Raw genomic sequence first — 14,563 nt, 5'->3', positions numbered from 1 at the left:
CCCGAGTCGTAGGTGGCGTGTCAAGCGCAACTTCGTGGTGTCCGTGTCGCAGGTTCTAGACGAAGGCCTTTCCGGTGATTACCTGTACGGTGCGGCCCGGCGCGTAGAGTGCGCATCGGCCGCAGCCGGTGGCGCAGCGGTGTTACTGGGGTGGCCGGAAGCGCAGCACGAGGTTGGTTCGAGAGTCGGCGAGCCATAGTGAGCCGTCCGGTGCTGTGACGATGGCGCTGAGCCGCTTCGCGCCGGCGACGGGCCACAGCTCTGGCGTACCAGTCAGTTGGAGACGACCTACCTGGGTGTCGGTGATGAACCACAGCGCGCCGTCCGGCCCGGAGGTGAGGGCGCGGATCCATTCCGGGTCCGGCACTGGCACCGGCGTGTGTGAGACGACGCCGCTGATCGTGATCCGGCCGATGCCGCGCCGCTCGATGAACCATAGGGCGTCATCCGGGCCAGCGATAATCTGTCGCGGGTTCGCCTTCGGAGGCAGCGGCCACCTGGTGTACCGGCCGTCATGTCCGACTCGGCCGATACCGTCGGACATGGTGAACCATACTGCCTGGTCAGGGCCGGTCGTTAGACCGTCCTGCGGGACCTGGTTTGCGGTGCCTGGCAGTGATGCCATGACCCGGATCCCCTCCGTTGGGTGCGCGCGTCGGACGGAGGGCGTAGTGGATGCGGCGATGAACCAGATCGCACCGTCTGGCCCGACCGTAAGCCCTCGTATGGAACCAGAGCGAGGGCTTTTACCTTCGCCGATCAAGGCTGCAAAGCCTCGTGGCCGGTCGATCCACCCGAGTCGCCAGTCGGCGGTTCTGCCGTCCTGGGCGGCCAGGATGGAGCCAGGCTGGACTACGCGGCCGGGCACGCGGTGTTGCGTGACCCGTCCTGTGGGGTCGACCTCGGCGATCGCGCCCATCCGGTGTTCGACGATCCATAGTGCGCCGTCCGCAGCGAGGGCCATATTGGTCGGGCCGGCGTTGCCTGGCAGTTTGATGACACCGGTGGTGGCACTCGGTGGGGGCGTCGGGTGTGGTGTCTCCTGGCATCCGGTGGTCACGAGCGCGACACACAGCGCGGCCGCGCACCACCGGCCGGTCACGATGTGCACCCAAGGTCCGAGGGTGGATCGGTGTCTAGGTATTGCCGCCAGAGTTCTGATGAGAGGGTACCGCCGGCCGATGCGCAGGCGGCGCGGACCCAAGCTGTCGGGTCGAGTTGCCAGGCGATGATGATTCCCCGGCCGTCGATCGCCTCGGTGGCGGTAACCAGTGTCCGGCCGTCCTTGGAGAAGGCTAGCCCTGTGGAGAGGTCTCTGGAGCCGGCGAGCTGGGGCAGGGGCAGGGTAGCGAGGACGTCGCCGGACGGGTACTCGATGAGTCGCACGCTGTCGTCGGTACCCGGCTTCGCCGCCAAGAGGCCATCTCCGACGGCGGGGCCGACGGCCGTGCCGGGTGTGCCCTCGAGCCGGCCGACCCGGCGGCTGCCGTCGGCGGTCCAGATCTCCAGTTCGCCCTCGTCACGCTGGATGAGGAGCTGATCATCTATGTAGGCGAGGCCGGCGGCGCCTTCTCCGTCGAGGATGCGGGAGCGGCCGGTGGCGATGGTGGTCACCACGATCGTTGTGGTGTCGTCCTCAAGGTTGTAGTTGATGATGGCGGCATGCGCAGCCCGCTGGTCGAGCGCCCGCCAGCTGTCGTTGAGGTAGCTCGATCCGTATATTGTCGGCGCTCTGTCCTCGGGTCCTGGTACCGTGCGGAGTACCTCGCCAGTGGCGACGTCCCTGATCAGTACGGTGCCGGATTTGTCGAGTTCGGCTATCTGTCGCCCGCCCGGCAGGGGCTGCAGCAGCGCCATCTCATCAGGCAAATCCAACGGATCCGGCACCGGATCCCAGAAGTCGGTGGCCAGCAGGTCCTCCTCACCATCGGGGGTCAAGAGTAGAGTGCTCCCGTCGGGCTGGCCGACCATGACTCCGGAGTTGTCCGGTCGCCACACCATGGCCCCGAAGCGCTGGTCTTCCGCCTGGGCCACGCGTCCGGGTGCGTCGCCGCTTAGGTCCTGGACGACGATCGTCGTGCCGGTGCCCACGGCTGCGGTCCGACCGTCGGGTGACACTGAGACTGAGGGCCCTGGGCATCCGTTGCATTGGAAGGGAATGGTCGCGTATCGCGCGGTCGCGACCCGGGAGTACTGCCAGAGGTCCCACATCGTTAGTACCGAGCCCGAAGCGGAGACGAGCTTGGTCTGGCTGTACCCGACGAATGCCAACCCCTGGGTTGAGACTTTGCCCGCACCCGGCAACGACCAAGGCTCGAACACCGTCCGACCGGCTTCTGCGGGCCAGGACACATACAGAGTGCTGCCGATCGCGATAGCCGCCGCTAGTGCCCCGCCGCTGAGCGCCACTGCTGCGGGTAACCCCTCAGGAACCTGCGCCTGCCGGTGCGGTTTCTCCAGGTCCGGCTCACCTACGGTGATCAACACCGGCAGCGACGATCCCTTGTTGCTGTACGTGAAAGCGCTGCCATCCGGCGCGATGGCCGAGCCCACGTTGTGCACGCCGAAGCCAACCACGCTCCCGCCCACCCTGATCATCGACTCGAGCCCGACCCGAGTCCAAGCGCCGTAGCCGTCGCCGTCGAGGAGCACAACCTCCGTGTCCGAGGAAAACGCCATGCTGTCAGGTGAGGAGGGCATATCGGGTAGCTCGAGTGCCCGAGTGTCGCCGGTGTACCGGTCCAACACCAGCAGCGTCGGCGGGGCATCGAACGCGGAGCCTTTCGCCGTCACGGCCACGAAACGCCCGTCCGGGGATACTCCCACGGCGGTTGGTGTGGAGCCGACTGGCAGGGTCGGCGTGGCCGAAGGCTGGCTTTTCCGCCATACCATGACCGAACGTTCGTCGATCGCCGCAACGGTACGGCCCGCCGCGTCAGCGGCGACCTCCGTGACCGCGCTCGGCAGCCGGCCGAGGGTACGACCTGCGCTCGGCTGCAGCCCGGTGAGTTCCCACTGCCGGACCTCACCTGCGTCGGTGCCCGCCAGCACCAGGTTCTCGTCTGCGGAACTTCCCACGGCGGTCACCGTTCCGCCCGCGTCAACCCGGCTGACGAGGTGCGGGCTGGTCCGTACCGCCTCGAAGAGCACGCGCCGCGTCAACGAGTCGTCATGCTGCCGGTATGCATGAACGGCGAACAGTTCCGCGAGCCCGACATCGCTGTTTAGCAGACTCTGTGCGACCTCGGCGAGGCGATGTGCGGTTACCAGGCGCTGCCGGGCCTCCGCATTCTGGTACTGGACCACCAGCCCTGAGGTGGTTGCCGCGAGCAGTAGGGCCAATGCCGTGGCGACCCGGACAGTCCGGTAGCGACGCACATATCGGCGGGCCTGCCCGAGCGTGGCCGCGAAGCGCACATCATCGGGCTCGGGCGCATTGGCCAGATCGATCCGGTTCGCGGCTGGGGCGACGAGCCGGAGACCACCGCGTCGCGCGGCCCTCAGTTTGGCCTCCATATCGCTGACCTTCAGCAGCCGCCCACCTCCATCCAACGCGCCGGTCACCGCTGTCCGGGGCCGTGGCCCTGAGAACGCAGCCCGGACACCCGCGATGCTGGGTCGGCGGGAACGCGGGTAACGCAGAAGCTCACGCAGACCAAGAGCGAAGGCCGCGCCGAGGGACGGACCCTCGATACGCAGCGGCGCGGGAGCACGGTCGGTCAGCACGATGCGCCACAGGACGCACCGGCCTTCTCCCCTCGGTCCGGCCACGCTCCACGCATGCCCGACGGACAAGGCGAACTGCCCGTTCGGACTTCGCACGTCTGCCATTGCACGGGGATCCGGATACAACCCTGCCGGGCCGGCCGGGAACTCTCTCAGTTCGAGGATGCCCGTGACGCCTGGCCCGTCCATGTCAGGCTCGCCGGTCGATCCACCGAACACCACCGGCATCGTCACGACCGGCCGCCGGCGCGGCTCGGCGCCGCTCAGTAGCAGGGCGGCGATCACCAGCATGTTCTCAGCCGGCGTCGGCTCGGCATCAGCTCGGGCCGAGCGCAACCACTCGACGAGCGAGGCAAGCCCCGACGTCGCAGCCGGGGTCAGGTGACCGCTGTCGCGGCCGGATGGGCGCGGGTGTCCTGGTGCGGCCTTCGCCGACAGCAGCCCACTGTGTTCCCACATGTCGCGGAGCGTCGACAGCGCCTCATGGTGGTCCCCGGTAGTCCCGCCGGAGGCGGACAGGGCGCGGCCCAGCAGAAACGGCTGGTCGACCGCTGTCAGCCCGGCAGCCCGGTCCGGCACGGTAGCCTTGATCCAGGCGTGCAACTCCGCGCTCCGCGTGTCAGTGAGCCACCCGGGATCGTCGGTCACCGCTTCACCGCACGCCCGCCACCACAACCAGCGCTCGCCGAGCAGCTCCCGGATGGCTGTCTGTGGGCTCGTCGAATTGGCCAGCAACGCTTCGACTCGCGCGCGCACCCCCGCCGCGCTGCGGCCGGTCATCGAAGCACCTCGCTGATCAGGCCGCCGAGACGCCCGCCAAGTATGGCACCGATCCGCCGCCACGCCTGCCGGGTCGCCTCGTTATGCGCCGCGCGGATCGATCCGGTGACCGTCTCGTCCGACCAGCCGGGGTCAGAGACGACCGGCTCGGGACCACGAGCCGTCCACGCCGCGCCAGGACCGAACCCAGGAAGCCGAACGTACCCGGCCGATGGCCCGATCGACCCATAGAACATCGGCACGATGAGTTCCCGCTCCTCCCCACCATTCACAGTGGCGTAACGGATGCTCACCGCAACCGGACCGGACTCGCCGCCACCGCGTAGCACCACCTCGAGCCGGTAGTCGAACCCAACACCGCGGACCAGGAACAGCACGCTTCCATCCACTGGCGAGGCCTCTAACACAATCCCGTCCTCCCCGGCAGCAGCTAGCGCGCCAGAGGTGGGGACAGTGGGCAGCCCGAACCAACCCGTCACACGACGACGGACAACAGACGGGACACGGGGCACGACCGGGGCCGTCTCCACCCGGATCAGGTCACGGCCGATGACCGACGCCCACACCCGCCGCCAGAGACCGTAACCTTCGCGTCCCCGCCCGACAGAGGCCGAACGGGGAAGTGGCGTGCCGACAAAGGACTGCCACGAGCGGCGAGCAACGGAGCCGATACTGGTCACGATGCATCACCTTCGACCCGCGCACCCGCAGGTACTCTGTCCGGAGCCTGCGTCACCTCCGCCACCGCTGTCCGACCCACCTGGGCGAGAAGGGCAGGCGCGGAAGCACCGACAAGCACAGCGGCATACACCCCGGTCATCTGATCGTGAAGCAACCAGCCCGCAACCGCACCCAGCACAGTACGGAACACCGCCGCAAGCGCATCAGCGAGTGGATCCACAAAGCTGGCAAGACTCGGCGGCACCGAGCCCGCACCCCGGGCGGCATACCTCGCCTGCTGCCAGGCCCGCAACCGACCGAAGGTCACAATTGCCTCCGTGATGAGACCCCCGACGGCTCCGCAGGCTGCGGCCTCGATCCATGTCAACATCGACTTCCCCGTCTCAATCCAGGTCTCCCATGATCAATTCTGCAACACGACGGCCAGATGAGATCGAAGGTAACGGACTCAAGCCATCGAAGCACCTACTGAAGCTGAAGTGATCTCAACAACGGTTCGATCCCGGTTCGGGACGACACGGGGCATCGCGTCCATAGCGGATAGTATGGAGACTGGACATAGGACCCCTCGCTAGACAAGCACTCGCGACGGAACCTGATCCACCCAAAAGGACCCCACGTGATTGCCTATCGTGCCCACCCTAGATGTCCCCAGGGAACTGCGGCACGTGGCGCGACTATTACGCGCCGAGCGGCGCGGACAGACGGATCAGCTAGCATTCCGGGATCGCAGCGGCAACACGCGTACCTCCTCCAACGCGGCAGCCAGCTGCCCGGGTACGCCGTTGACGCCGCGCCCCAACGCGCCGAGCAGGTGGTCACGTTCCATCGCTGGTCCGAGGTGATCGCCCTGGCCGACGCGGCACCCCAGGTCACGCAGAGCCTGCCGCTGCTCGAGGCTGCGCACCCCGGGCGCGCAAACCGGAATCCCTAGATCATCCCCAAGGGTCACTGCGGCCCGGATTACGACCGCTGCCTGACGGCTCGCCATGCTGTCGATGAACGTCTCATCGATCTTGAGGCCACGGATCGGGAGGGTGGCCAGGGTCGCCAGCGATGCGGGACCCGCTCCGAAGCGTTCCAGCGCCAGCAGGACTCCGGCTTTGTCGATCTCGGTCAGCGTCTCGAGGAGGGCGTCTGGCCCGAGCAGGTCCGTTTCAGGTATCTGCAGGATCAGGCGATCCGGTGCGACGTCGTGGCGCAGGAGGCTGCCGAAGAGCAAGCCGGTGAATCGCGCATCGAGCAGGCAGGGTCCGGACACGGTCACCGCGACGGGCAAGTCGAAGCCGGCATCGCGCCACGCTTTGACTCCGGCCAGTGCCTCGTCCAGCACAACTTCGATGATCGATACCGGCCGCACCACAGTCTCGGCGACCGCGCGCCAACGCTGCGCCTCAAGAGTCCCGTGGCGCGGATGCCGCCACGTCGCCACGGCCTCGACGGCAACAGGGACACCCGCTGTCAGGTCAAGGACCGGCTGGAACTCGACATGGACGCGGCCGGCGTGCAAATCTGCAGACAGGTCGTGTACGAGTTCCGCCAGCTGAGCTTCCCGATCGTGGTGCTCCTCCTGCGGGTCGTACACCGCCAGCCTCGCCGACCCGTTACCTCCGCTCCGGCGAAGCGCGGCGTCCGCGCGGCGGAGCAGCTCCTCGACGCCAACCCCCGCACTACCTGCGGCCAGTCCGACGCCGATCTGCACACCGACCAAGACCCCACCCGCGTCCACCGGCCCACGCAGCGCGCCAGCGATCCGTAGGGACTCTCTCTCCATCGCCTCGCTGGTCTTCCCGGTCAGCAGGACCGCGAATTCGTCCACGCCGAGCCGGCAGGTGAGGTACCCCGCTGCGGCGACCGCGCGTTTCAACCTCGTCGCCACCTCGACCAGCAAAAGATCACCGCCGGCATGACCGAGAGTGGCAGCGATGCCAGCGAATCCCACCAGGCGCAGACGCAGCAGCCCGACACCAGCTGGATCGTCGGCGCAGCGCGGGTCAGCGGTAGCGGTGAAGGCGTGCCGGTTGGTCAGGCCGGTCAGTGCGTCATGGGTAGCGAGGTGGGCGTGCATCTTGGCGTCAGCGGCGAGGCGGGCATAGGTCATCGCGTTGTCCAGCGAGGTCGACAACGCGGCACCGAAGGCGCGCAAAGCGGCCTCTTCCCGACCGGATGGCACGTCACGTGGACCATGCAGAACGATGCGGACGGCCCCTGAGTCCGCGTTGCCCGTTGTCAGGGGCTGCACGACGTCGGCGCGGTCGAGCGGAGGTACGCCGTCCGGCGGCCCGTCGAAGCACACGCAGGTCGGACATGCTCGGACGAGGCGTCGGCCTGTGGCGGGGAGGGTGACCTCCACCTCAGCCTGCCGAGCCCCGAACAACCCGACGGCCCCGCGAACCGCCGTGTGTAACACGCCCGTCGGATCCGCAGTGTTGAGCGTATCCGTGACACCCGCCAGCCGCTGCCAGGTTTCCCGCTCCGCTCGCAACCGCATGCGATGGTGGTAGACCGCGTAGACCAGCAGCATTGCCAGCGGCATTGCGATCATGAGCCGCAGGTCCACCTTGACCATCGCGATCGAGACCGCCGCCACCAGGAACTCGGCCAGCACGACCGCGAGCCTCAAGTCCACTGCGGTACCGGCGACGGTACGCCACGCTCTGCCGGTGGCGACGGACACCGTCGTCGTGGTCACTGTCTCCTCCACCAGCACCAACGCCAGAACGGACAGCACCAGGGCCACCAGATAGGACGGTGCTGGCGCGGGGAGGACGTTGCTACCCAGATCAGGATGGATGCCGGCAGCGCCGACCGCAGCGCCGACCACCGTGGCCGCGACGGTGTCCTTCGCCGTGTTGTGGATGGCCTTGTGCACCGCCGCACTCGTCGGATACCGGGTGATGATCTTCGCGATGCCGCTACCCACCGCGGTGGCCAGCACGAGCCACGGTGCCGGCAGCACCACCGCGCTGACGAAGATCGCGGTGGGAGCGAGGGTCAGCCGCACTCCCGATCGGACCGGTACCTCCACCGAGCATGCGTTGCCGACCGCGATCAGCGCGGCTGCCGTGACGGGGTACAACCAGAGGTTGGCGTTCGGCAGCGCAAGCTGGGTGACCGCATGCGCTACCGAGGAACCGGCGAGTACGCCTACGGCGAGTGTCAGTGTCCATAGCCGGCGGTCCTGTCGTCCCATGCCTGCTGCCAATCCCGTCGCACCTGTCGGGAGCTCCGCCCGGTTCCGGCAGCCCAGGCTAACAGCAATCGACGCCAGCCGACTTTGCTCAGTTCCAGTCGTAGCCCTTGCCGTTCATGCCTACCTCCTCCCACGCTCTCAACCCGAAGCTAGGCAATACGGCTCTCGAGCCCAACCTCACACCAGGCAAAATTCTTAATTAGTACAATAAGGCAATCTCGACTTCGGCCGCATGTCGGCTTACCCCCCGCCCGCGTACGTCTCGTCCAGACGACACGACGACCGGGCCCAGACGACAGGTGAGCAGCATGGCCGGACAGATCACCTCTCCCCGCTCAGCACCACCGTGGAACCAGTAGCCGACCAGTGTCGATGAACGGCATGATGATCGGAAGACCCTCGCTGGCGGCGCAGCCGCTCAGCGGCTGACCACGACCACCAGCATCTTCGACGAACCCGGAGAGCCCCAGGTGCGCACAGAGGCAGTGCCAGGAAGTAGCTGGCACCAGCGTCGTCGCCTTGAGCGACGCCTACGCCGTCTGCAACTGCCTCCGCCGCCCCCGCCGTACACCGTCGACGCGTGGTGCCACGCCATCGGATCGACCCGGGCGCGATCCATCACCATCGTGCCCCTGGCCATCCCCTCAAACGAAGCGCCCGGCGTATGGATGGACTCGACAACTACCGACCTCATCTTTGTCGACGCGGCCTTACCGCCGCTAGTACGAACCCAGACAATCCTCCACGAACTTTCCCATATCGTCCTCGGTCACCGAGGGGCACGACTCGTCGACAACCACACCGGCGACCTGACCGAAGAACACGAGGCTGAACTGGCCGCCGACATTCTCGCTACCCGCCTCAGCCGGGCACGATCGCATTTCGAAACTCCGACCATTTCCGAAGAGGGACCGGTCACGCCAGCCCACCCGACCAGAGACCTCGGCGGCGGTCTCCGCGCCCGTCTGACCCGATGGTGGACCCGTTGCCAGTACCACTGGCAGATGCGTCCACTCTGGCTCGCGCTCCATCACAGCGCACCCGCAGCGCAGCCGACGAGGTTGAGCGCAGCCGTGTGGCACGAGGGCTTCCCGCTCGACGACCCCGTCCCCGTGACGCGTCTTCCATATGCCTACCACCGAAGAACCATCGAGATTCTCGACGGACTCCGCCGGTTGAGCGCCTACATCGACCCGGCGATCGTCAATCAAGCTCGACGCCGTGCGAGACGCGCTTGCTTCTCCGAAGCCGAAATTGACGCGATCGCCGCAGCCGCCGCCGTACGTGTAGCCCTCGATTCCTACGCCATCGGCGCACCGCCCCGTGACGCTCCGCCGGGCACCGTCGTGCCGACCGCTACAACCGACCTAGACGCGATCGCAGCCCACCTCGCGCGCACGGCGCAAGCACTTTCGAGCTCCCCCTACGTGTTGACCATCAACACAATCTCCCGGCCACAGGCAGAGGAGGACATCGACCTGCTCAGATGACCTGGCCTCCCCCCTCCCCCCCCGTTGAGGCGTCGGGTCGCCCTCGTTGCGGCCGGACAGGTGTTGGCGGGGCGGCGCGGTCGACTCTTGCGGGAGATCGACATGGAGATGGTGCCGCGCCGCCCGTGGGCAGCATATCTGCAGGCAGTGGTGATGGGTCATGTTGCGGTTGGGGCGGAGCGGCTGCGGGTGGCTGCCGTAGCCGGTACGGGTGGCTCAGGGGCCGGGGTTCATGTTTGGGCGTCGGGTGTGGTGGTCCGCCCGGCGTGTGTGGCACCGGGCGGACCACCCGGGATTGGCTGGGACGCTTGATCGCTGTTACTCGAACGTTGTGAGTTTGAGCGCGTCGAGTAGGTCGGGGTTCACGGGGGCGGTGTGGGTGGTCGGGGCCGGGTGGGGTGCGGGTGTGCGGGTGAGCGTGGTGGTGTGGATCCAGGTGCGGAATGGTGGGTGGGTGGGGTCGGTGTAGACGGTGGGTTGTCCGCAGGGGTCGTGCTGGCTGGTTTCGCGGCTGGCGATACCGGTGGCGGTCCAGGCCGGCCGGGTATCGGGGGTTTTCCACCGGGCGAGGGCGGGGCTGCCGGAGTCACCGTGGCAGGCACCGGCGTCGGCGCAGATGTCGCCGATGCCGATGAATCCGTTGGTGCAGGCGGCGGCGGGCAGCCGGCGGCTGTCGCGTTCCTGGAGCAGTGCGGGTGGGGTGGTGTCGGGTCCGGGCGGGAATTCGGTGAGGCCCCATCCGACGAGGCGGAGGCGGGTGGACTCGGGTATCTGCCGGTCGGCGATCTTCGCTACGGGTGCGGGTACGGGGTGGGTGAGTTCAACGAGGGCGAGGTCGGCGACCGGGGTGGCTGGCCAGTTGGTTCCCCAGGTGAATCCGGGGTGCAGGTGGACGGTTTTGCCGGTGGCGGTGTGACCGCCGGTGGTGCGGTCGAGGCTGTCGACGCGGATGGTGACGGCGTCGCCGGGCATCGCGACCGGGGTGGGGGCTGCTTGCTGGTCGGCGACGCAATGGGCTGCGGTGAGTATCCAGCGGGGGTGGATGAGGGTGCCGCCGCAGAGTCCGGTGCCGAGGCCGGGGAACACAGTGCGGACGGAGGCGACCCCGTTGTACAGGGTGGTGGCGTCGTGTCCGCCGACGATCGCGGCAGCGGGAGTGGCCGTGGCGGCAATGACGCCGGTGAGGGCTGCGGCGATCGTCGTGGTGAGGAGATGGCGTTTCAATTTGTGCCTTTCGAGGGTGTGGTGGCGTTGACGCGCGGTGGCGTCGTGGGCCGGTCGGGGTGGCGGTGGTGGGCTCGGGTTGGTGGTGGTGCCCGGACGTGCGGGAGGTGATGCGGCGTGGGTGTGGTCATTCGGGTTCGCCGGTCTGGTGGCGCAGGATGGCGACGGCGGTGAGGACGAGAAGTCCTGCCGTGAGGAGACGCCGGGCACGATATTTGGCGTAGGCCCAGGTCACGCTGTTGCCGGCGTGGAGGATGGCGATCGCGATCAGGATGATGCCGACCGCGACGGCGGCGAGGGCGGTCATGGTTCGCCTTTCGGTGGGGTGGTCGCCTGGTGTCGCGGCGGTGGGGGTGCGGTGGTTGGTTGGGCGTCGCTCGAGCGCTTGTGCGGCCTGGTGGGTGTTGTTGGCGGTGGCAGGCCGGTGCCGATGTCGAGGAACTGGCGGATACCGGCGTGGGCGAGGTGGGTGACGGCGCGGACGAGGAACGCGCGTTGCGCGAGGGCGATTTCGACGATGTGTGGGGCACGGCTGTGGTGGCCGGTCGATTCGGCGTTCCGGTGCGGGCGACGTCGCCAGTGGGGTGGCAGCGGCGGTCACGGGGGTCGTCGGGCCCGTGGCGTGGTTGGTCGTCGGTGTCACAGGTCGATCGCGGCGGTGACGAGCCGGTGGTCTGACGGCGGCGGGTAGCGGGGGTCGGGGATGTGGACGTGGTAGGTGTCGGGCAGGACGTGGGGTGTCATGGCGTCGTTGGCCAGGAGCCAGTCGATGAGCAGACCGCCGCCGGCGTCGATGGCGGGGTTGACGGTCGGCGTGATCGGTCGGGTGGGGTCGGCCCGCCAGGCCATTTCGGCGACGGCGTGCAGTCCGCAGCCGTCGGTGCGCTGCCGGGTGGTGTCGTCCCATCGGCCGATGAGGTGGTCGAGCGCGCGGGTGTCCGGTCCCCAGGTGCCGTCGGGCCGCCGGGTGCCTTTGTGGGTGCGGTGGTGGACGGCGGCGGCTGCCCAGTCCCGCTGTGGGAAGTGGTCGCCGGACGCGGTGGCGTTGAGGTCGCCTCCGCCGATGACGGGCAGCGTCTCGGTGGCGCCGTAGCGGCTGAGGCGTCGGGCTTGCTCCAGCCGGGTGTCGCCGGAGAGTGGTTCGAAGTGATGGACGAACGTCAGGAACTCTCGTCGTTCGTCGCGTACGCGTCCGCTGTCGCGGATGGCGAACCGGGCCACGTTGCGTTGGTCGTCGAACGCGGCGGGGTCGTCGGGGTTCCACCAACGCCGCAGTACCAGCAGGTCCGGGTTGTAGAAGATGGCCGGTGGCATGGGTCCACGTCGCATCCAGCCCAGCTCGACGACGTACGGCACGCCGAGTTCGTCTGACAGGGCCTCGGCGGCGGCGTACTTCGCCATGCCGGCGTTGTCGCGGTAGTGCTTGGCTTCGCAGAACAGGATCAACGCGGGTACCGCAGTGACGTCGGCGAACGCGTATTGGAGCCGGGTGAAGTCGTAGCGGCCGTCCGGCGTGCGGCCGCCGTTCTCGTAGTTGAACAGGGCGATGTCGATACGGGTCATGGCTGCTCCGGTGGGGTCAGCGACGCGGCCGGGTGGGGCTGGTCAGGTGAGGCGCGGGGGTCGGACGGTCGGGCCGCAGGGGCCAGGCTTGGACGGTCGTACCGTCGCGAACCAGGCCGACCTCGACCCGCTCGGTGTGGATTCCGATTCGCTTGGCGCGGAGCGCGCTGCCCGCCAGGTTCAGCGCGTCGTGGCCGATGCGGTGGCGGTGGTGTAGAGGCTGTACTCGGCTGGCCATCAGCTGCTGGTGGGGGCGCGGCCGATGTGGGACAGGACCAGGTTGCCTTTGACCACGAGCATGGGATCGAGCAGGAGTTCGCGGAATGCCTCGATGTCGGCGGGAGTCATACCGGCGCTGGTGAGCCGGTCGCGGATGACACCAGCGGTGGCGTGGGGCAGGAGGCAGCCGGGTTGTCCACCGGTCCAGGTGCCGGTGTGGCCGGTCGTTTCGACCTGTAGGCCGAGGGCGTGCATCGCGTGGTGGGCGCGGCGTCCCCACCGGAGATCGTTGCCGGCAGCGGTGAGCGCGGCCCCGAACGCCCGATGGTAGGCGGCGAACAGCCGGTCGGCTTCGTCGAGGTCCGGCGCGGACAGCACGGAGGTACGCCAGGTGGGCTCGAACTCTTCGATGATGAGAACACCGCCGGGGACCAGAGCGCGGGCGAGCTTGGCGAGCACGGTGTTGCGCTGCCGGGCGGGCAGGTGTGCGAGCAGGAGCCGGACGTGGATCAGGTCGTAGGCGTCGCCGGGCAGGGGGTCAGTGAGGATGTTGTGGCGGATCAGGTTGACGTGCGGATGGCGGCGGCATGGGGTGAGGTCGATGTCGGTGGCGGTGACCTCACCGTGGGACGCCATCTCGGCGAGGGTCGCGGCGATACAGCTGGCACCGACGGCGACGACGACGCACCGGGCGTCGGCGCGGACTCCGATACGGCGGATTTGCCGGCGGGAGAACAGGTCCAGCATTCCGGCCAGGGCGTCGAGCATCGTCGCGTTGTCGCTGCGGGTGTCTGGTGGGGTGTCGTGGAACAGGTAGGTGGAGGTGGTCACAGCTGTCTCCTGGAAGTCGATCTGGGGCTGGATGGTTGGTGGCCAGGGCTGGCCGGGGTCTGGTCAGGTGGTGGTGTGGCGGGTCCACGGTGTCGCCGCGTTGCAGGCGGCGGTGAGGAGGCCGTACATCGTGGTGCTCATGGCGGCGAGGACGGTGATGGCGGCGAAGGCCATGTCCGCGCGGGTGCCGGCGTTCTGGATCACGACGCCAAGTCCGGCGAGCCCGCCGAACAGTTCAGCGACGACAGCGCCGATGAGAGCAAGGGGTAACGCGATTCGTAGCCCGGCGAACAGGTACGGCAACGCGGCCGGCAGCCGGATCTTGACGAATGTCTGCCAGCGGGAGGCGGTCAACGATCGGGCCAGTTCGACCAGATCGGCCGGGGTGGCCGTCAAGCCGGTGGCTGTAGCGAGAGCGATCGGGAGAAAGCACATCAACCAGACCAGGACGATCTTCGGTCCGGTGCCGAAGCCGAGGGCGATGATCAGCACTGGTACGAGGGCGGGCTTCGGTAGCACGCTGAGGATCAGCAGGGTCGGGGTGAGTGCTCGCGCGAGTGGCCGTGACATGGCCAGGACGGTGCCGAGGGTTACCGCCGTGGCGGTGGCGAGTGCGTAGCCGGTCAACGCCGTGGTGAGGGTGACGCTGGCGTGGTGGAGTAGGTAGCCGGGCTGGTCGCGGATCACGGCGGCGACCGCTGGTGGAGCCGGCACGACGTAGTCGGCGATGCCGGTGGCCTCGACTGCTGCCCACCAGGCGGCGATCAGCCCGGCCACGCCGAGTACCGGAGCGGCGGCCCGGGCGATCATCCCGCCGAGCCGGCTAGCGCTGGTGGGGTCAGAGCTGGGCATCAGC

General features: G+C 68.2%; 11 protein-coding genes and 1 pseudogene. 2 read left to right on the top strand and 10 right to left on the bottom strand.

Going from position 1 to position 14,563, the window contains the following annotated elements; translation table 11 throughout:
* Positions 1-142: 142 nt before the first annotated feature.
* From O7632_RS10145 to O7632_RS10130, 4 genes are all read right to left on the bottom strand, one after another.
* Positions 143-1,111 carry a hypothetical protein gene (locus O7632_RS10145; protein WP_278113444.1) on the bottom strand — a complete coding sequence of 323 codons (969 nt, stop codon included), beginning with the start codon at positions 1,109-1,111 and terminating at the stop codon, positions 143-145.
* Positions 1,099-4,506 (bottom strand): hypothetical protein, encoded by a 3,408-nt coding sequence (locus O7632_RS10140; protein WP_278113442.1) that lies wholly within the window; start codon positions 4,504-4,506, stop codon positions 1,099-1,101. The genes O7632_RS10145 and O7632_RS10140 overlap by 13 nt, the downstream gene beginning before the upstream one ends.
* Positions 4,503-5,186, bottom strand: a complete 684-nt coding sequence (locus tag O7632_RS10135; protein ID WP_278113440.1) for a hypothetical protein — start codon at positions 5,184-5,186, stop codon at positions 4,503-4,505. Before O7632_RS10135 ends, O7632_RS10140 begins: the two co-directional genes overlap by 4 nt.
* 710 nt (positions 5,187-5,896) lie before the next feature.
* The gene (locus tag O7632_RS10130; RefSeq protein ID WP_278113438.1) at positions 5,897-7,927 is read right to left on the bottom strand and encodes a bifunctional diguanylate cyclase/phosphodiesterase; all 2,031 of its coding nucleotides are present in this window, start codon (positions 7,925-7,927) and stop codon (positions 5,897-5,899) included.
* 1,079 nt (positions 7,928-9,006) lie between these two features.
* Here O7632_RS10130 and O7632_RS10125 point away from each other — a divergent pair.
* Complete coding sequence (locus O7632_RS10125) at positions 9,007-9,870, top strand: DUF6545 domain-containing protein (protein ID WP_347403564.1); 864 nt, start codon at positions 9,007-9,009, stop codon at positions 9,868-9,870.
* Positions 9,871-10,188: 318 nt separating this feature from the next.
* Here O7632_RS10125 and O7632_RS10120 read toward each other — a convergent pair whose 3' ends face one another.
* The 4 genes and pseudogenes from O7632_RS10120 to O7632_RS10105 all read right to left on the bottom strand — a co-directional run bounded on the left by O7632_RS10120 (position 10,189) and on the right by O7632_RS10105 (position 12,657).
* Entirely contained in the window at positions 10,189-11,094 is a 906-nt protein-coding gene (locus O7632_RS10120; protein ID WP_278113437.1) for a trypsin-like serine protease, read from the bottom strand.
* 127 nt (positions 11,095-11,221) lie between these two features.
* On the bottom strand, positions 11,222-11,401 hold the full coding sequence (locus O7632_RS10115) for a hypothetical protein (RefSeq protein ID WP_278113435.1): 180 nt from the start codon (positions 11,399-11,401) through the stop codon (positions 11,222-11,224).
* A 72-nt stretch (positions 11,402-11,473) separates the two neighbouring features.
* Positions 11,474-11,637, bottom strand: a pseudogene (locus tag O7632_RS10110) (SAM-dependent methyltransferase); the annotation flags it as partial.
* Between the two features lie 96 nt (positions 11,638-11,733).
* Positions 11,734-12,657, bottom strand: coding sequence for a hypothetical protein (locus O7632_RS10105; protein ID WP_278113433.1), 924 nt, complete (start codon positions 12,655-12,657; stop codon positions 11,734-11,736).
* 88 nt (positions 12,658-12,745) lie between these two features.
* Here O7632_RS10105 and O7632_RS10100 point away from each other — a divergent pair, with 88 nt between their 5' ends.
* Positions 12,746-12,874, top strand: coding sequence for a hypothetical protein (locus O7632_RS10100; RefSeq protein WP_278113432.1), 129 nt, complete (start codon positions 12,746-12,748; stop codon positions 12,872-12,874).
* 20 nt (positions 12,875-12,894) lie between these two features.
* Here O7632_RS10100 and O7632_RS10095 read toward each other — a convergent pair whose 3' ends face one another.
* Both O7632_RS10095 and O7632_RS10090 read right to left on the bottom strand, forming a co-directional pair.
* Complete coding sequence (locus O7632_RS10095; RefSeq protein ID WP_278113430.1) at positions 12,895-13,707, bottom strand: class I SAM-dependent methyltransferase; 813 nt, start codon at positions 13,705-13,707, stop codon at positions 12,895-12,897.
* Positions 13,708-13,770: 63 nt separating this feature from the next.
* Positions 13,771-14,559 (bottom strand): ABC transporter permease, encoded by a 789-nt coding sequence (locus O7632_RS10090; RefSeq protein ID WP_278113429.1) that lies wholly within the window; start codon positions 14,557-14,559, stop codon positions 13,771-13,773.
* Positions 14,560-14,563: the final 4 nt, after the last annotated feature.

The sequence above is a fragment of the Solwaraspora sp. WMMD406 genome (assembly GCF_029626025.1).
Classification (GTDB): domain Bacteria; phylum Actinomycetota; class Actinomycetes; order Mycobacteriales; family Micromonosporaceae; genus Micromonospora_E.
The sequence above is the reverse complement of the archived record's forward strand: the minus strand, read 5'-3'. Positions and strand labels throughout refer to the sequence as shown.

Excerpts from the sequence above, each read along its gene's own strand:
- O7632_RS10105 (WP_278113433.1), bottom strand. The coding sequence starts at position 12,657 with ATGACCCGTATCGACATCGCCCTGTTCAACTACGAGAACGGCGGCCGC.
- O7632_RS10090 (WP_278113429.1), bottom strand. The coding sequence starts at position 14,559 with ATGCCCAGCTCTGACCCCACCAGCGCTAGCCGGCTCGGCGGGATGATC.
- O7632_RS10140 (WP_278113442.1), bottom strand. The coding sequence starts at position 4,506 with ATGACCGGCCGCAGCGCGGCGGGGGTGCGCGCGCGAGTCGAAGCGTTG.
- O7632_RS10115 (WP_278113435.1), bottom strand. The coding sequence starts at position 11,401 with ATGACCGCCCTCGCCGCCGTCGCGGTCGGCATCATCCTGATCGCGATC.